The sequence below is a fragment of the Singulisphaera chitinilytica genome, assembly GCF_049331405.1.
Lineage (GTDB): Bacteria > Planctomycetota > Planctomycetia > Isosphaerales > Isosphaeraceae > PoT.
Map to the genome: position 1 here is coordinate 1123766 of NZ_CP186274.1, position 16876 is coordinate 1140641.

General features: G+C 65.4%; 17 protein-coding genes and 1 pseudogene. 7 read left to right on the plus strand and 11 right to left on the minus strand.

Annotated features, from left to right (window positions below; genetic code table 11):
* Positions 1-33: 33 nt before the first annotated feature.
* On the minus strand, positions 34-687 hold the full coding sequence (locus ACOYYX_RS04390; protein ID WP_422928718.1) for a peroxiredoxin-like family protein: 654 nt from the start codon (positions 685-687) through the stop codon (positions 34-36).
* Positions 688-811: 124 nt separating this feature from the next.
* Here ACOYYX_RS04390 and ACOYYX_RS04395 point away from each other — a divergent pair, with 124 nt between their 5' ends.
* Both ACOYYX_RS04395 and ACOYYX_RS04400 read left to right on the plus strand, forming a co-directional pair.
* The gene (locus ACOYYX_RS04395; protein ID WP_422928719.1) at positions 812-1399 is read left to right on the plus strand and encodes a TetR/AcrR family transcriptional regulator; all 588 of its coding nucleotides are present in this window, start codon (positions 812-814) and stop codon (positions 1397-1399) included.
* A 191-nt stretch (positions 1400-1590) separates the two neighbouring features.
* The gene (locus tag ACOYYX_RS04400; protein ID WP_422928720.1) at positions 1591-2412 is read left to right on the plus strand and encodes a redoxin family protein; all 822 of its coding nucleotides are present in this window, start codon (positions 1591-1593) and stop codon (positions 2410-2412) included.
* Between the two features lie 57 nt (positions 2413-2469).
* On the opposite strand, the gene ACOYYX_RS04405 is transcribed toward ACOYYX_RS04400, so the two are convergent.
* Together ACOYYX_RS04405 and ACOYYX_RS04410 are read right to left on the minus strand one after the other, a co-directional pair.
* The gene (locus ACOYYX_RS04405; RefSeq protein WP_422928721.1) at positions 2470-2988 is read right to left on the minus strand and encodes a GNAT family N-acetyltransferase; all 519 of its coding nucleotides are present in this window, start codon (positions 2986-2988) and stop codon (positions 2470-2472) included.
* Between the two features lie 44 nt (positions 2989-3032).
* A pseudogene (locus ACOYYX_RS04410) lies at positions 3033-3281 on the minus strand (transposase); the annotation flags it as partial.
* A 521-nt stretch (positions 3282-3802) separates the two neighbouring features.
* On the opposite strand from ACOYYX_RS04410, the gene ACOYYX_RS04415 reads away from it, so the two are divergent.
* A complete protein-coding gene (locus ACOYYX_RS04415; RefSeq protein WP_422928722.1) occupies positions 3803-4465 on the plus strand; it encodes a PEP-CTERM sorting domain-containing protein in 663 nt (220 codons plus the stop codon).
* 53 nt (positions 4466-4518) lie between these two features.
* Here ACOYYX_RS04415 and ACOYYX_RS04420 read toward each other — a convergent pair whose 3' ends face one another.
* The 5 genes from ACOYYX_RS04420 to ACOYYX_RS04440 form a co-directional block, all read right to left on the minus strand.
* Positions 4519-5706 (minus strand): M24 family metallopeptidase, encoded by a 1188-nt coding sequence (locus tag ACOYYX_RS04420; RefSeq protein ID WP_422928723.1) that lies wholly within the window; start codon positions 5704-5706, stop codon positions 4519-4521.
* A 223-nt stretch (positions 5707-5929) separates the two neighbouring features.
* Entirely contained in the window at positions 5930-6682 is a 753-nt protein-coding gene (locus ACOYYX_RS04425) for a FadR/GntR family transcriptional regulator (RefSeq protein ID WP_422928724.1), read from the minus strand.
* A gap of 65 nt (positions 6683-6747) precedes the next feature.
* Positions 6748-7965, minus strand: coding sequence for a hypothetical protein (locus ACOYYX_RS04430; protein ID WP_422928725.1), 1218 nt, complete (start codon positions 7963-7965; stop codon positions 6748-6750).
* A gap of 69 nt (positions 7966-8034) precedes the next feature.
* A complete protein-coding gene (locus tag ACOYYX_RS04435; protein WP_422928710.1) occupies positions 8035-8541 on the minus strand; it encodes a hypothetical protein in 507 nt (168 codons plus the stop codon).
* A 2-nt stretch (positions 8542-8543) separates the two neighbouring features.
* Positions 8544-9401, minus strand: coding sequence for a transposase (locus tag ACOYYX_RS04440; protein WP_422928726.1), 858 nt, complete (start codon positions 9399-9401; stop codon positions 8544-8546).
* A 447-nt stretch (positions 9402-9848) separates the two neighbouring features.
* Between ACOYYX_RS04440 and ACOYYX_RS04445 the strand changes: the two genes are divergently transcribed.
* The gene (locus tag ACOYYX_RS04445) at positions 9849-10808 is read left to right on the plus strand and encodes a cupin (protein WP_422928727.1); all 960 of its coding nucleotides are present in this window, start codon (positions 9849-9851) and stop codon (positions 10806-10808) included.
* An 82-nt stretch (positions 10809-10890) separates the two neighbouring features.
* Positions 10891-11250 carry a Rieske (2Fe-2S) protein gene (locus ACOYYX_RS04450; RefSeq protein WP_422928728.1) on the plus strand — a complete coding sequence of 120 codons (360 nt, stop codon included), beginning with the start codon at positions 10891-10893 and terminating at the stop codon, positions 11248-11250.
* On the opposite strand, the gene ACOYYX_RS04455 is transcribed toward ACOYYX_RS04450, so the two are convergent.
* From ACOYYX_RS04455 to ACOYYX_RS04465, 3 genes are all read right to left on the minus strand, one after another.
* Positions 11251-14109: a sigma-70 family RNA polymerase sigma factor gene (locus ACOYYX_RS04455; protein ID WP_422928729.1), complete on the minus strand. Its 2859-nt coding sequence runs from the start codon at positions 14107-14109 to the stop codon at positions 11251-11253. It lies immediately after the preceding gene.
* A 94-nt stretch (positions 14110-14203) separates the two neighbouring features.
* Entirely contained in the window at positions 14204-14740 is a 537-nt protein-coding gene (locus tag ACOYYX_RS04460) for a glycine cleavage system protein R (RefSeq protein WP_422928730.1), read from the minus strand.
* 108 nt (positions 14741-14848) lie between these two features.
* Entirely contained in the window at positions 14849-15820 is a 972-nt protein-coding gene (locus ACOYYX_RS04465) for an AraC family transcriptional regulator (RefSeq protein WP_422928731.1), read from the minus strand.
* A 215-nt stretch (positions 15821-16035) separates the two neighbouring features.
* Between ACOYYX_RS04465 and ACOYYX_RS04470 the strand changes: the two genes are divergently transcribed.
* Together ACOYYX_RS04470 and ACOYYX_RS04475 are read left to right on the plus strand one after the other, a co-directional pair.
* Positions 16036-16245, plus strand: a complete 210-nt coding sequence (locus ACOYYX_RS04470) for a hypothetical protein (protein ID WP_422928732.1) — start codon at positions 16036-16038, stop codon at positions 16243-16245.
* A 38-nt stretch (positions 16246-16283) separates the two neighbouring features.
* The gene (locus tag ACOYYX_RS04475; protein WP_422928733.1) at positions 16284-16862 is read left to right on the plus strand and encodes a YceI family protein; all 579 of its coding nucleotides are present in this window, start codon (positions 16284-16286) and stop codon (positions 16860-16862) included.
* Positions 16863-16876: the final 14 nt, after the last annotated feature.

Sequence of the window (16876 nt, forward strand, 5' to 3'; positions counted from 1 at the left end):
CGCCCCTGACCCCTTTCCCTTTCACTGGTGGTCCTATTGCTGGATTGCCTCGAGTGCGGCGATGATCTGCTCCGGCTCCGCTCGTCCCGTCATGTAGTCCACGTTGACATGGGCGAAGCGGATGATTCCCAACGGGTCGACGACATATGTCGCCGGGACCGGGAGCTCGCGTGAGTCATCCCCGTTCCGCAGGGTGATATCGTTCTGGAAGGTATTCCTTGCGAACTCGCTCAACTCCTCGCCCACCCGGAACACGATCCCGAACTGCCGGGCCACCCTGTTGCCCAGGTCCGACAGTACCGGAAAGGTGAGCTCGTTCTTCTCCGTCATGACGACGCCGTGATCCGGCTTTTCCGGGGAAATCGCGACCAGGGTCGCACCAAGCTCCCGCATCTTCGGCAACACCGCTTGCAGGGCGCGCAGCTCGAGATTGCAGAAAGGGCACCATTCGCCCCGGTAGAAACTGATGACCACCGACCCTTTGTCCAGGAGCGTCCCGAGCGAGACCGTCTGGCCGAACGCGTCGGGCAGGACGAAATCCGGCACGGGTTGCCCGACCTGGAGCGCGTGATCGGTCAGGCCGGTCTTTCGGACACGCTCGATATCGCCGGAAAAAAGTCCGAACTTGTCGCCCAGCTTCTCCCGGATCATCGCCTTATATTGCTCTGTTGCCGAGATCATCGACATGGAAATCTCCTCGCGTCTGGGGAGGCTATTGACATTCTGTAGCGTTCGCTACAAGATAGGGAGAGGCAAGGGCGTTGTCAAGTGGATCTTTTAGCGGTCGCTACAGATTGGCCGGTGGGATGTTATGGCGGGGACGCTGAAATTCGACTACGCCGCCGCCCTGGAGGCGGCGACTCGCCTCTTCTGGGAGACCGGCTATTCCAACACGTCGCTGCGGGATCTGCTCAAGCAGATGAAGATAGGCGAAGGCTCTTTCTATAATCTGTTCAAAAGCAAGAAGAACGCATATATAGAATGTTTAATCTACTACAATGCGACCGTGAACGGCCCCCGCGGCGGGGCGGTTTCCGCGGCCTCCACCGCCGCGGCGGGGATTCGGGCGCTCTTCGAGGCGGTGCTCGACTGCCTGGATGACCCCGAGACGCCGTCGCGGGCTTGCCTGATGGCGAGCAGCATCACGCCCGAGGTCCTGGCGGAACCCGAATTGCGTGAATATATACAGAATCAAATGTCAATATTCGTGCGGCTGATTGTCGGGCGGATGGCCGCGGACCGGGAAGCGGGGCTCCTGCCTCCCTCGTTCGACCCTGAAATCGTCGGGCCAATCATCATCACTTATCTGCAAGGCTTGTGGAGAATGGCCTTGATTTCCTATGACCGACCCCAATACGAGCGACAAATCGACGCGTTCTTGACCGGGCTGGGACTCTGAATACTGGGGGTGGTCGAGGGTGTCCGACCCCTTGCGGGGACGCATGGGGACCGGACGATCCCGATGCGAGCGAGGACTTGGGCCGTGCTCGGCCCGACACCCGACGGGCTGCGAATAAGCAACGGCGGGCCGGCAAAGGGGTCAGAGGCTCCTGACCCCTTTTGATGTTTCCCGGGCCGATCTCTTGCCGGATGAGCGGCCTCGCCCGGCTTGCCCTCTTCGCGAAGATCCACATTGCATTCTCAAAAATCGAAGCGGATCCCGAGGCCGTCCTCCCCTCGATCGAGGACTTCGTCCGCAACGCCCCCAAGGATCCCCGCTGCCCGAACCTCTTCTACACGATCGGCCTGGTGGCCAAGGACGCCCGCCTCAAGGACGCCATGGAGGACCGGATCATCAGGGATTACCCGGAATCCACCGTGGGCCCCAACGCCGCCAGGCGCAAGGCCCGCTCGATGATCGGCAAGCCGTTCGAACTGTCATTCAAGGACGCGATCAGCGGCAAGGCCATCTCGATCGAAGGGCGACGCGGAAAGGTCGTCGTGATCGACTTCTGGTCGACCACCTGCGGGCCTTGCGTCGAGGAACTCCCGTCCCTGAAGGCCACCTACGCCAAGTACAAGGACAAGGGCGTCGAATTCATCAGCGTCAGCCTCGATCGGCCCGAATCCGAAGGGGGCCTCGAGGCGGTCAAGGCCTTCGTCGCCAAGAACGAGGTCCCCTGGCCGCATCGTCACAGCGCAACAGATGGTCGCATAGGCCGACTCAAAACCACGAGGCCCTGCGACTCTTCTCTCCGGCGAAGCCCCAACGGATATCGAGCGTCCTCAGCCGAGTGGAACGCGGGCTTCACATATCGGCTCCACCCCACGCCGAAGGTCTTTTCCCACATGGCAGTGGGGCAGGGCTCGCCTGATACGCGCGACGTCTTCCGCAGTCGCGTTGGGATGAGCCCGACCATCGAGTTGACGACGAGTGGGCCCAGTGTCGTGGAGGCGGACGCAGTCAGTTGAGCATCAGCAGGATTTGCGTGGCGATTGTGGTCCCTTCGGCAGGAGTGCGGATAACCCTCAGGCGTCGAGGGGTGTGGTGCGAGAATCAAGTGTCAACTGGAGGAACGCGAGGTCGAGCCAGGTGCCGAACTTCGTGCCGACCTGCTTCAAGTGCCCGACGTGCTCGAAACCCAGCGTTTCATGCAGCCGGATTGACGCGACGTTCCGGGCCTCGATCCCCGCCACCATGACATGCTTGCCGAGTCCGCGCGCCCTCTCGACCAAGGCCAGCATCAAGGCCTTGCCGACCCCCTTGCCACGCTGATCGTTCCGGACGTAGACGGAATGCTCCACGGTGTACCGGTAGCCATCCCAGGCCCGCCAGTCTCCGAATGATGCGTAGCCCAATACGCCCCCATCGCCATCGACCGCGACCAGCACGGGATAGCCGACTCTCCGTCGTTCAGCGAGCCATGCCGAACGGTTGGCCAAGTCGACGCTCGCCTCATTCCAAATCGCCGTCGTCTGCTCCACGGCGTCATTATAGATGGCCGTGATTCCCTCGATATCGCCTTCGCCTGCATCGCGAATGTCCATGACAACTTCCTCCGCCTGCATCGCCAGAGCGATTGCGCCATAAGTTATTTCGAGAATAGCACTTGCTCGAGGTAGGTATCGCTCGATGCTGCTATCAGCCTCTTGCCTTCCAGCCCGATCTTCTCCGACTCGTTCTTCAGCAGGCTCAATGCCGTCCGTCGCAACGCGCTGAAGTTCGCGTCCGCGTGCCCTCGTCGCAGACGGCTCCGGTCCTCGCCGAACGTCGCGTCCAAGGACCAGTGGCAGCTATTCTCGATCGCCCAAAGGCCGCGGACCGCGGCCGCGAACTCCTTGCGGACTTGGCCCGAGCCATGATGGATACCCGGTGAGCATGGGCGTCTCGAGCCCCGACTCCTCGCCCGCGTCGTCGCGATCCGCCATGCTTCAGTTATTACATATTACCCAGGATGGCGCAATCGCCCTGGTTCAATTTGGAGACCACTGATTAAGTAAAGCGATGGATGCCCCGAGATGGGGGGTCGTCGCTTGCATTCCGGCTTTCTTTGCGGGAGGGCCTCGGGCGCGTCAGAGGTTCCCCCCCCCCCCCGCCAATGAGAATCAATTATGAGAATTTTCAGATCCAAAGATTTTCACTTCGTTGTATTTCGTGGCGAAGTTCCGGACTCGATGTCGAAGAAATGAGATTGACGCACGTGAGCACATCGGATAGCCTCGCCGCCCTGTCCATGCGCAGGCAGGATGCCGGCGCCACGGGCGGAGGAGGCACAGGATGTGCAAATTTTTCTATGCAATCGCGCTCTGTGGTTGCTTGATTGCGTGCGAGGTGGGTAGGGTCCGGGCGGATTCTATCCCTTTGCAGGTTTCCGTACAAGGAAACCTTGGGAATTGGGGCGTCGACCAGACGTCGACACGCAGCTACAATTCCGACAAGCCCGGCCAGGACGACGGGGCCCCACTCACCCTATTCTCCGGCCCTTATACGAGTTACGGCCTTCCCACGCCGACGCTCGATAGTTCGGGAAACCAGGTGAGTCCCGGCGACCCGACGTATCAGGGCCCCTACTACACGGGGAAGGAGAGCGGGACCTTCAGCTTCGACCTGACGCTGAAGCCGCTGTCGCAGTCGGTCGCCTCGAGCTCGGGTTCGGGGTCGAGCTCCGGGGCTCAGGACTCGGCGACGATCCACTACACGGGCGTCTATAGTGGCCAGTTCATGAGCATGACGCTCGGGGGCGAGATCAGCGGCGGGCTCGGCGGCCAGGCTTCGACCGCGGACCTGAAGAACTGGTCCCCCTCGTCGACGATCCCGATGTCGGTCATCCAGCCCTGGCTCGACCCCAAGAACATCGTGGTGCACGTCGGGACGAGTGGGAACCCTGCGAACGTGTACGCCACGCTCGTCCGCCTGGCCGGCGACCCGAACGTGCCGGAGCCGAGCACGCTCGCCTTCGCGACGCTCGTGCTGGCCGGCACCTGCACGTTGAAATGGCGAAGCCGCCGCCGTCGACCTTCTTGAAGGTGACGGCGACGGACGAATGACGGGCGCTCTCCGCCCCGATTGAAGCAAGATCAGCCGGCGAGGATCGGCAGGACGTGGGGCTGCAGGCCGCCGGTGACGTGGACTTCATGGGAGGCGTCGACGAAGACGTTGACCTCGCTGCGGACGCCGAACTTGCCGGCGAAGTAGATGCCGGGCTCGATCGAGAAGCAGGTGCGGGGTAGGACCAGGCGCTCGTCGTGCGTCTCGACGTCGTCCATGTTCGCGCCGTTGCCGTGCGTCTCCTGGCCGATGCTGTGGCCGGTCCGGTGGAAGAACTGCGGGCCGTAGCCGGCGGCCTCGATGACCCCTCGCGCGGCGCGGTCAACCTGCCATCCCTGGAGCGGCGACTTCGTCGCGAACGAGGTGCGCACCAGGTCGATCGCGGCGTCCCTCGCCCCCTTCACGATCTGGAAGATTTCTTCGTATTCATCGGGGACCTCCTCGCCGACGTAGCCGACGCGGGTCAGGTCGCTGTAGACCCCCCGGTCCTTCTTGCTCTTGGCCCAGAGGTCGATGAGGACGAAGTCGCCGCGGCGGATCGGGGTGTCGGCCTCGGGGCTCGGCTCGAAATGCGGGTCGGCGCTGTGGGGGCCGACGGAGACGTTGGGGGGGCTGTTCGTGGTCACGCCATGCGCCTCGAAGTGCGCGAGGATGGCGGCCTGGACCTCGCACTCGGTGACGGAGCCGCCGTCGCGGGTGCGGTCGGCGATCAGCTTCCAGGCGACCTCATAGGCCGAGGTCGTCACGGCCTCGGCCTCGAGGTGGAGCTGCCATTGAGTGTCGTCCCAGGTCGCCTCGAAGAGCTGGATCAGGTCCCCGGACGACACGACCTCGATGCCGAACGAGCGGACCAGCTCGACGATGCCGGCGTCGGCCCTGGAGACGTACGGGTTCCGGTTGCGCGGGGAGTATTCCATCGCCAGGAGCTTCATGCCCGAGGTGAGGTGGGCGATCCCGTCCTCCAACTCCTGCCAGCGGTAGAAGACCGTCTTCTCGCCGGGTAGGTGGTCGAGCACCTTGGTCTCGATCGAGTGGACGAGCTTCTTCGGCTCCCCCTTGGCGGGGATCGAATAGAAGAATCGGCGCGAGAAGATCGGCTTGTGGTCGAGGTCGAGGACTCGCCTCGCCAGGCGGTTGCTGTCGCGGAAGGCGCCCAGGAGCCAGCCGTCGAAGCCGAATTCTTGCAGGGCCGATTGGATCGCGGAAAGGTCGAACATGGCGAATTCAGGCTCCTCGAAGGCGCTTCGCTCGCGGAAGCGGTTCAATGTCCGTTCATACAGGAGTGCGATGGCACCCCGGCCGGGAATCGACGTGAGGCACCCGAGAATCTCAATCAGTCGCGGGCGAGATTGCAACCCCTCCAGGTCGGCCACGAACCCGAAGGAGCCCGCATTCGCGACCTCGGATGGCACCTTGCCGATATGGGTTCATGCCATCACGTCATCCTGAGAGCGAGCCGAGTCGCTCGCGGGCCTCTGCGGGGACGAGGTCGGCGTAGAGGTCGATGAGGTGCCGGCGCGAGAGCCGGTCGGCACTCACCCCGTCGCGATCCCGGATCGCCTTGAGGATCCCGGCGTGGGCGAGCAGGATCGCCTCGCGGGCCTGGCTCCCGGTCTCGCGGGCGAGGCCGGTCGAGATCAGCCGCACGATCGGGTCGTGCAGGGCGCTCAGGAAGAGGACGAGCAGCCGGTTCCCGCCGACCTCGGCGACCCGGCGATGGAAGAGGGCGTCGGCCTCGACGAAGCGGGCGGCGTCGGGGGCCGTCTCCATCGACCGGAAGGCCTCCTCGAGCGGCCCGAGGTCCCCCACCGGAGCCGAGGCCGCCAGCCTCGCCGCGGTCCCCTCGAGCACGATCCGGGCCTCGATCAACTCGGCCAGCGACGTCCGCTCGGCCCCCAGCAGGCTGTCCAGCACCCGGACGACCCCGAGGCTCGGCCGGGCCAGCACCCTCGGTCCCCCCGGATCCCCGTGCCGCACCGCGATCAGGCCGAGGCTCTCCGCCACCCGGAGCGCCTCGCGGATCGTCGGCCGGCTCACGCCGAACGTCTCCATCATCTCACGCTCGGAGGGGAGGCGGGCGCCCGGCGCGAGATCCCCCTCGAGGATCCTGCGCTGGAGCTGCGCCAGGATCGCCTCGTGGGCTCGCGTCGGCTTGATCGGCTCGAATTCGGGGACCTCGCTCTTCTTCGCCATCGCCCGTGAGTGTAACGGCCCCCCACGCGAGGGTCAAAAACCAAACGGAAGATGCTCGGAGTCGCTCAGAGTGCCTCCACGTCGAAGCCGAGTTCCTTGCATCGCTTGACGAAGCCGTTGGGGTCGGATCGGATCTTGATGAGCAGATAACCGGGCGGGGCTCCCGGCTCGATGTAGCCTTTGAGCTTGGGGTGCTGTCGGATCGCCTCCAACACCTCGTCGCTCTCGGGTTTGACCAGTGCGCTGCACCCTCGGATTGCGAGCTTGCCCCCCACCTTCGACTTCGTCGCCAGCAAGTCGGCGACGGTGGAGGGAAGAGGTTCCAGGTCGCGAAAGGCCTCGCGGAGTTCCTTGCCCGGCTCGCTGCCCGAGGGGGACTCGGCCAGTCGTTTGCGGTCGAGCCGAAACTCGTAGACCTGGTCGATCCGCTTGATCGTGGCGTGGCGGAACAGGGGCACGAGCGTTTCCCAGGGAAGGCCGGCCCCCGCGAAGACGGAAAGGTCGGGCTGGACGACGAAGGTCGTGGCGAACACCGGTGCGGGGAGCGAGGGCCCCAGCCCCAACATGGCCAGGCCATTCGGGCTGGCGAAGAACGACTCCGGATCCTTCGCCTTGAGTTTGGAGTAATAGGCCCACTCGGCCAGGTAGAGGGAGGTGATCAGGGCCTTCTTGCCCCTGAGTTGGAACGTCTTCTTCCACGCGGCCACATCGACGCGGTCCTTCGCGATTTTGAGCCTCCGCGCCCACTCGATCAGGTCATCTTCGGGCAGTCGGATGAATTCGTCGATGACCCCGCCTAACTCGGATTCAACGATCGCGAGGCCCTTGAAACTCATGAAGAAGAGCGACAGGAACTCGATCAGGCACAAGTCCTCGGGCTCGTGGGGATGCCAGAACGGGTGGCCCATCTGGCTCCCGAACAGCCGCAAGAAGGCCTGACGCGAGATCGCGGGGAGGCGTTTCTCATCGAGGGCCCAGAAGTGGACGAGATTCGGTCCCGCGACATACCCGCGCTGGTGGTCGGGCTCGATCACCTTCATCGCGACGAGCCACGTCCCGATCTGCTCGATGAAGTACTGGTTGAAGTTCGCTTCCTTGCCCAGGCGGTTGACGTCGGTCATGTTGGGCAAGCCGTCGGATTTGGCCAGGATCCGACCCGATAGCAGGAAACAGGCGATGGCCCGATACCAGTATCGGCCGTATGGCGAAGTCTGCTCCTTCTCGACCTCCGGCCAGCATTCCACGACCGGCCGGGTTGTCTGAGCCTCGACGAACTTCCGCAAGGATTCGGGCAACTGCGGCGGGCTAATTTTGACACTTCTCGCTGATCCCGACAGTCCTTGGCCCTCGCGTCACGCCACTCGCCCCCTGGGCACCGCCTTTGGTGAGCATCCATCATCTCCGCTCGGCCCCGGATCGCCATGCCACCGACTTCGTATCGCCCTCTCGCGCTTGTAGCGACGGTCCATGAGCAGGACCAGGAACCGCACGATCGTCCGACGCTCCCGCCACTTGTACCGCGCTTTCTCCTCATGCCGGAGCTGCCGGTTGACGCGCTCGACATGATTGTTCGTCCGCACCCGGCGGCACGCCGGGTCCTTCAGGAACGCGATCATCTTGGCGAACTTCTCGTCGGGGAGCATCCCCATCGCCGACGACAGCTCGGGGACCTTCTGGAAGCGGGGATTCCCCAGGAGCGCCGCATGCCGGCCCCGGGCCAGCTCCTCCGTCTGCCCCTCCTCGAATAGCATCGTGAGACGGTCCACGAAGTCCCGCAACGTCTTCAGCTCCGGCAGATAGCTCAGCATCGTCTCCAGGTCCGCCCGCTCCCCGGCGCTCATCCCCTCGCGGCGCTTCACGATCAGCCAGCGATGCTTGAAGACGAAGGCCGATTTCTCCTTGTTCGTCGAGCGCCGCCGCGACCGGCGCCGGGGCCGGCCCGGCTTCCGCTTGCGGCCTCGGTTGCCGCGGCGGGAGAGCCCCGCCGCATCCGACGCACCGCGTCCAGGACGCGCTGATGCAGGTCCTTCAGGACGTGGAAGACGCACAACTGATGGCGGGCCGCCGGCCAGAGTTCCGCCAGCAGGGTCGGATAGAGGTTTGAGCCGTCGGTCACCACCACCTGCGGCAACAGCCCCCACCACTTGAGGTCCTTGAGGAACCGCCGCATGTGGTCGCGATCGTCGCCGGCGACGACGGCGAAGGCCACGGGCAGGTCCTGGAGCGGGTCGGTGGCCAGCAGGAGCGTCGATCGGCCCAGGTGGAGCTCGTCGACGCAGAGCGTACCGCTGAACCGGGTCAGGATCCAGCGGCGATGCTCGGCCATGTCGAGGCCGCGGACCCTGCGGTCGAGGCAGTCGTAGACAAAGCCGTCGGAGAGGTCCAGGAGGAAGTCGCGGCGCATCGAGGCGATGACGCGCTCGACGCTCATGCCGTCGTCGAGGATCCGGTCGAGGACCGCCTCTCGGACCTTGTGGTCGTAGGCGGCCTTAGGTTCGACGCCCGGGGGGCAGGTGCGGAAGGTGCTGCAGCAGCCGCAGCGGGCGCGATACTCGCCGTAAGTGATGTCGAGGAAGACGACCTGCTTGTAGGCGAGGGTCCGGACGAGGCGCCGGAGGACCTGCTTGCGGCGCCCCCGCTTGCCGCACGTGGGGCATGGAGCCTGGCTCGGGGCGCAACTCAGGGGTATGGTACGGACGTGGGGCCTTCGGGTCGCCATGACCTGCGTGCTCCTGTGGGACGGGTAATCACCCACAAGCACGCAGGCCCTATCTCCTCTTGTCAAGAGCCTCTTACGGCGACCGGACTCCTGTCGGGATCAGCGAGAAGTCTCCTAATTTTGCGGCTCATGGTGAAACGTTCCAGACCTCGACAAGCCGCCAGACTTGGCTCGTCCCGGCCAGAAATCGCTCGAAATGCTGGCCGATCGTCTTATTTGGTCCGGAGGTACTCATCAAGGCCTCGGCTACCGCGCCTGTGTTCCCAACCAATAGGTATTTTAACCACTGGACGCCGAGGCCACGACCTTTTTGGTAGCGAGTCGGCCGCCTCCACTTTTCTTTCACTGGTCATACCAGTATACTGAGTTAAGGTAAGACGAGGGAAAAGCCAGGGATTGAATGCCGGGCTCTTTCGAGGGCCGAATCGCGAAGGTGAGGAGCGAGAGATGGCAACGGTCGTTGAGAAGTCGAGCAAGTCGGTGTCGAGGAAATTGACCGAGGACGGGCTCTACTACGAGTACAGCCAGGCGGCCGACCCGATCGGCTCGGGGCACATCTCGCCGATCCCGTATGCGGAATTCCCGGCGACGTTGCACGAGTCGGGGACGACGCGCCTGATCCCGCTCGACCTCAGCGAACAGCTCGGGATCAGCGGGCCGGCGACGAGCCCCAGCCTCTGCGCCAACTTCGTGAGGATCTGCGAAGGGGAGTCGATCCGGCTGAACCCCAACGCGTCGTCGCAGCTTTATTTCGTGATGCGAGGGCGTGGTGAGGCGCAGTTCGATGGGAACGTGATCCCCTGGGGGCAGGGGGATTTCGTTGTGCTTCCGGCCGGGGGCGAGGCCGTTTTTGCGGCCGAGGCCGACTCGGCGCTTTACTGCGTCCACGATGAGCCGATGGTCCGCTACCTGGGCGCCAGGGCCGAGACGCCGACGTTCCGCCCGACGCTCTTCCGCGCCGAGGACGCTCGCAAGGAGCTGGAGAAGGCCGCGGCCGATCCCGATGCCGGCCGTCGGAGCCGCGTGAGCGTGCTGCTGGCGAACAAGGCTTGCGAGCAGACCCTGACCGTCACCCCGACGCTCTGGGCGATGTTCGGGATCCTGCCGATCGGCGCCGTGCAGGTGCCGCATCGGCATCAGTCGGTGGCGCTCGACCTCATCATCGACTGCCAGCCGGGGTGTTACACCCTCGTCGGCAAGGACCTCGACGCCCAGGGGCGGATCGTCGACCCCGTGCGGGTCGACTGGAAGTCGTCGTCGGCCTTCGTGACCCCGCCCGGCTACTGGCACGCCCACTACAACGAGTCGGGGGCCATCGCCTACCTCCTGCCGATCCAGGATGCCGGGCTCCAGACCTATTTGCGGAGCCTCGACATCCAGTTCGGCGACCCGGACTCGGGGCGCTGAGGCAGGATCGCGGACTCTGAAGAACGCAAAGGGGGCAGGCCTACAAGCGGCCTGCCCCCAGCCTATTGGCGAGATAGGACGCGTGCAGGCATCATTCGAGCGAATTCATGAACAGTCTCGCGAATCTTTCGAGGTCGAGGTCGCGAGCCTGGACGACCTGCCGCTCGGTTCGACCCTGGCTTTCCATCGGGAAGGCCGAAGCTACGTGTTGCACCACGGCGAGGCGGGCCTCGCCTGCCTTGACGGAGTTTGCCCCCATCAGCGCGGGGCCTTGACGGAGTTCGGCGAGGGGGGCGAGTTCGTCACCTGTTCGAAGAACGGCTGCCTCCGATTCCGGTTCGACACCAGGACGGGGCGTTGCTTGCAGCACCCTCGAGTCGCGGTGAGGGCCTATCCCGCCCGGATCCATGGAGGGCGGATTGTTGTCGACCTGCGTCGATGACTATTCGGCGACCTCACGGACCGTCACGTCGCCGAGGTCGTGATCCATGCCCGCTTCGATTTTCAAGTCTTGCAGTGAAGCATTGAACACGAAGCGATGCCCGGGTTTGGTCGGGGCTTCGAGCACGAAGCTCGTCTTGACGCCCGGGATGAGCCCGGCGATCGCGAACCGGCCTTCGGAATCCGTCGCGGTTTCATCGAAGGGCCAGAAAGCCCTGGGGAAGTAGATGGCCCGCCCGTCGAGGCTGTTCGCCTTGACCGAGATCCTCGCATTGGCGGCGGGCTGGTCATCGCGCATCAGCCGGCCCCTGACCGTTCCGCCGCTGGTGAGTCTGACGACGAGCGGGGCGTCTTTCGCTCCAGCAAGGTCCTCGTCGGTGATGACTCGTGAGCCAACCAGGCGACGCCCCTGGTGCGCGAAGAGCAAGAGGCGAGGGTTGCCGGATTCGAGCCCAAGGACCTCGAATGAGCCGTCATCGGATGGGATAATCTGGCTCGAGAGGGCACGCTGGCCGTGGATGAGGACCCCGCGGACCGGCTGGCCCTGCGGGTCCAGGACCCGCCCCTTGAGGCTCTTGCCTCGCGTGGCCTCCAATTCGACCTCGAATGATTTGGCATCTGCGGGGATGTCGACGATGCGATAGGCCGAGCCTGCCTGGAAGCTCGAGCCGAAGGCGTCGACGCTGGCTCGCGAAGGATGGGCTGGGGCGTACGGATTATCGAAGTCGTTGAGGTAGGCCGTCAGCAGGCCCCGGCCCGGCGGCACGGTGATCCGGAACCTGGGGGAGGACCAGCTCCAGTGCCCGTTCTCGGAGTAACTCCCTCCGTTCGAATTCGTGGCTGCCTTGCGGTAGACGATCGAGCGAGGGAGGAGAGGTTGTCGCGTCTCCTTGTCGACCAAGCGGCCCGTGACGACGACCCCCGGAGCCAGTGCGATCGCGACTTCAATCGGCTCGAGGCCCTCGGTGTCTCCCATGATGATTTCGGTTTTCAGGAACGGGTCGATTCCTGTGCGAGCCTCGACACTGATCGAGTAAAGCTGCGTCTTGGGCAGTCCATCGAGTCGGAACCTGCCCCGCTCGTCCGTCCTCGTCCGGACCGTGTTGCCGCGCCCTTGGCGGGAGCCGACGAGCAGGAGACCCGAGAGGGGCTCATCGGTATCGATGCGTTTCACGACCCCGGTGATCGGCTTGGAAGGGCCGACGACCTGCACGAACTCGGCCGGATAGAGGGGCAAATCGTTGGCGTGGGCCGGGTCCGCGGCTGTGTGGGCCGGTGCGGGGCGGGCCATCGCCCATAATATCGGGCGCTCGAGTCCCGAGCCCTCGACCTCCAGGCAGATGGCCTGGTCGCGCCCAACGCCTTTGATCTCGAACCGGCCGTCGGCATCGGTCGTCCAGGTTCCTTTGTCGCCCAGCCAGGGGACGCCCGTGTGATAGGCCATCCTGTTGTAGTCCAACTCTCCCTTGGCGAGCATCGCGTCGTAGTCGGCTGGGGCGGTGGGCGCCTGGTAGGCCATGGGGAAGCGGATGTGCAGGGCGACGACCTTCACCCCCGCGAGGCCTTTGCCTTGCGGGTCGATGAGCCGGCCCCGGATCGGGATGTCGTCGCGCGTGAGCTTCCAGGTCGTCTCTCCTTCCTCGGGGAGCGTCCCGGCCTGGATAAACGCGGGGCCGAAACCGGGGGCCTCGGCCGCGATCGTGGCCCGGTGCCAGGGGATCTCGCTCGCGTCTCGCCAGTCGCTCGAGCCCTTGTCGAGGTCGAACAGGAATCGGCCGTCTGCATCCGTCTTCGCCACGAGCCCCGACTGCGCCGGCGCCGGGTGGTCGGGGAAGTGGACGGACATGGAATGAGCCTGCACATAGATCGACGCCCCCGCGACGGGCTTGCCGTCGGGGTCGACGACCCGGCCTCGCACCGGTCGCTTGCCGACGACATCGAGCTTCGCCCAGTTCTGGACCTCCTCAATCTCTTTCTTGGCAACGGGGGGCATGGCGTTTGGAGCGGCGGGGGGCTCGTCGGAACGAAGGAAAACCGCGAGGCCGGTCACTCCAATTAGTCCTGCCATCAAGGCCAGGCCCGAGGCGATCGCCAGGTTGCGGAGGGCCAGCGAGCGGATCACACCCCCGGCGAGGGCCCGGGCGGTTGAAGATGCCGAGGCAACTCCGCCGCTACCGTCGAGCGTGACCCTCGCGATGATGTCGTTCCACTGGCCGATGGCCGCGCCGTCGGCGAGGGACGTCACCGCGAGGCCCGCGGGAAGGAGCCCTCGGCGCGTGAGCCGCGAACGCAATCGCTCGCGACCCGAGGCGAGTCGCCTCCGCAGCGTGCGCTCGCTCCAGGAAAGCTGCTCGGCGGCCTGGGAGTGGGCGACCCCCTGGAAGTCGCAGAGGAGGATTGAGAGCCGCTCGGCCTCGGGGAGTCGGGAGATCTCCTCATGGAGCCCGCTCATGACCTCATCGTCCCGAGTCTGGGCTTCGAAGACCGCGGAGAGCCCGGCGCGTTCCCCGGCCATTCCCTCCCGCTTGCGGCGACGGCTCTCGCGCCGGTTCGCCTCGACGGAGACGCGGCGGGCGACGCGATAAAGCCAGCCCCCGAGGGCGTCGCAGCCTCGGATCGTGCCGGCCTTGCGGACCAGGATCAGGAACGTGGCCTGGAAGGCGTCCTCGGCGTCGTGCTTGTCGCGCAGGACCGCGCGGCAGACCCCCAACACCATCGGCCCGTGCCGCTTCACCAGGGCGTCGAAGGCCGAGGCGTCGCGGTCGGCGAGGAAACGCTCGAGGAGCTGGCCATCGCTCAGGCCCGCCACCGTGCCGGTCTGGAAGAGGCGGTTGATCGGCTCCAGGGTCATGTGCGTCATAGGTCCTCTCTCCCCCGATTTCGGATCGTCTACCGGGAGAGAGGGGCAGCGGGTCGAGGTGCGGCCAAATTTCCGTTTCCGAGGTCCTCGGAGGTTACTCGACCATGCGCGGGGCGACGAGGATTTCCAGGTTCAACTGCTGGCCGAGTTCCTGGAGACCCGCCTCCCACCCCTTGCCGGCGAGGCTCGGCGGGACGACGACATGCGCCTTCATGGTGATGAGGGGGCTGCCGCTGATCGGCGCGAGGAACGTCTCCGAGTCCATCGACTCGATGTTGATCCCGTTCTGCGAGAGGTACCGGGCAACCTGGTGGATGATCCCCTCGTGGTCGGCCCCCTCGACCTCGATCCGGTACGGGATCCAGTCGGGGCGGGCCTCGTCGTAGGTGCGCTCGGCCTGGGTGGTCGTCACCTTGTAGCCCTGGGCGGTCAGGGCCTCGAGGTCCACGTCCAGCGCGGCGCACTGGTCGGCCGGCATCGTGACGAGCATCAGGACGGCGAACTCGCCGCCGAGCCGCGTCATCCGGCTGGTCTCCACGTTGCCCCCGCGCTGGAAGAGGAGCCCGGTCACCCTATCGACGATCCCGATCCGGTCGGGCCCGGTCAGGGTCAGGACGAAATTCCTCGGCATGGTGAACGACTCCCCTGGGGACACATGCGTTAGACCTCGCGCGGCCGGAAGGCTCGGCGGACGGCCATCTTACCCATGAAACTTTCCTGAATCCAACACCCTTCGAGCCTAGCTGAGGACCGGCCGGAGCCGGCCTCGAGATGACGCGCGATAGTCGCCGGGGGTGGTGCCGGTGTAGCGCTTGAAGACCTTGCCGAACGAGCCTTCCGACTCGTACCCGACGGCCCTCGCGACCGCCGCGACGGTCATCTCGCCGCGATTGAGCATGCAGGCCCCCTTGTGCATCCGCCAGCGCGTGAGGTAGCCGAGCGGTGGGACGCCCACGAGCGAGCGGAACCGATCGGCGAAGGCCGAGCGCGACATGGATACCCGATCCGCGAGATGGTCGACCGTCCAGGGGGCCTCGGGACGCTCGTGGATCAGGCGGAGCGCCCGGCCGATCTGCGGGTCGGTCAGCGCCCGGAGCCAGCCGGAAGGCTTGTCCGACTCGGCCGCGATATGGACGCGGATCGCCTGCACGAAGAGGATGTCGGCGAGCCGGCTCCGGATCGTCTCGGTGCCGGGCAGGGGGGAGCCGGCCTCGGCCCCGAGGAACTGGAGCGTCGACTCGAGCCAGCGCACCGGGGCCCCCTGGTCCCCCTTGACGTGGATCAGAGGGGGCAACGATTCGACCAGAGGGTTGGCGCCGCCATCCTCGAAGGTGAAGCAGCCGCTGACGAGCCCCACGGGCGCACCGCCGCCGCCGTAGCGGAGGGCCGAGGTCGCCGTCGGGCAGTCGGAGATATGCTTGCCCATGTCGGCGAGGACGTCGGCGAAGTCGCGCACGGGGGTCGACGGGTGGTCGCGGAGGCTGAGCGGGCCCCCCCTCGGCAGGAAGACGAAGTCGCCGCCGGCGAGCGGCACGGACTCGTCGACCCCCTCGACGTCGAGCCAGCAGGTCCCCCGCGAGATGACGTAGAAGACCGGATGCGCGTCGTTCCCGAGGTCGAGCCGCATCCCCCAGGGGGCGGTCAGCTCCATCCGGCCGTAGACCTGGCTCCGCAGTCGCACGCTCTGGAGCACGTCGGCGAGCACATCCATCCGGCAAACCTCCCGCTTCTTGGACGATTGGACCAGAAATGTGGCGAATCGGCGCTATTCCCTCCAGCTCCGCCAGTGGAATAATACGTCGTCGCCGGCCCCGGGGAAGGGAACGAGCCGAAACGAGCGAGTTCTTCCACCCGGGTCGACGGAGCCGCGGCGGGCTCGGGCAAAGTATGCTCAAGCCAACGAACAGGTTGCGATTGGATATGAGGATGCTCGATCGCAACCGTCCGGCCTCGTGCCGCCCTCTCGCGGGGCGAAGGGTCGGGTCTTCGCCGGGCCAGTCCCCGCGAGCGATCGGCTCGAAGGGGGAGCGGCAGGGGTTCGAGGTAGTGGACAAGGGCCGGGCCGGGGGCGATGATCGTCCCGCCGGCATGACCATCGTGGTGCGTCGTGGCCCCGATGGGATCTTCGACATGTGATTTCGGTCGCGAGTCGACACCGTAACGGGAGGATGATGATGTTGAAGCGCTTGTCTGGTTGGTTCGTCGCCTTGGGTGTTGCGGCAGGGATAGTGGCCCCGGCCGCCCGGGCGGCCGACACGTACACCGCCGACCCGGTCCACTCCGCCGTGGTCTTCCGCGTCAAGCATATGAACACGAGTCACGCCTGGGGACGTTTCAACGACATCACCGGCTCGTTCTCCCTGAACGAGGCCGACCCCTCGCAGAGCGTGCTCGACTTCTCGATCAAGGCGGCGAGCATCGACACCGCCAACGCCAAGCGCGACCAGCACCTGAAGGGCCCCGACTTCTTCAACGTGGTCCAGTTCCCGACCATTAAGTTCAAGAGCAAGTCGGTCACGAAGTCGGCCGACGGCTACGAGGTCTCCGGCGAGCTGACCCTGCACGGCCAGACCAAGCCGATCCAGGTCAAGATCACGCCGACCGGCACGGGCAAAGGGCCGTCCGGCACCGCGATCGCCGGCATCGACGCCACCTTCTTCGTCAAGCAGAGCCAGTTCGGCATGACCAAGATGGTCGGGCCCATCGGCGACGACGTGTGGGTCAACGTCAGCATCGAAGGCATGAAGAAGTAATCGCGGATTTGCGA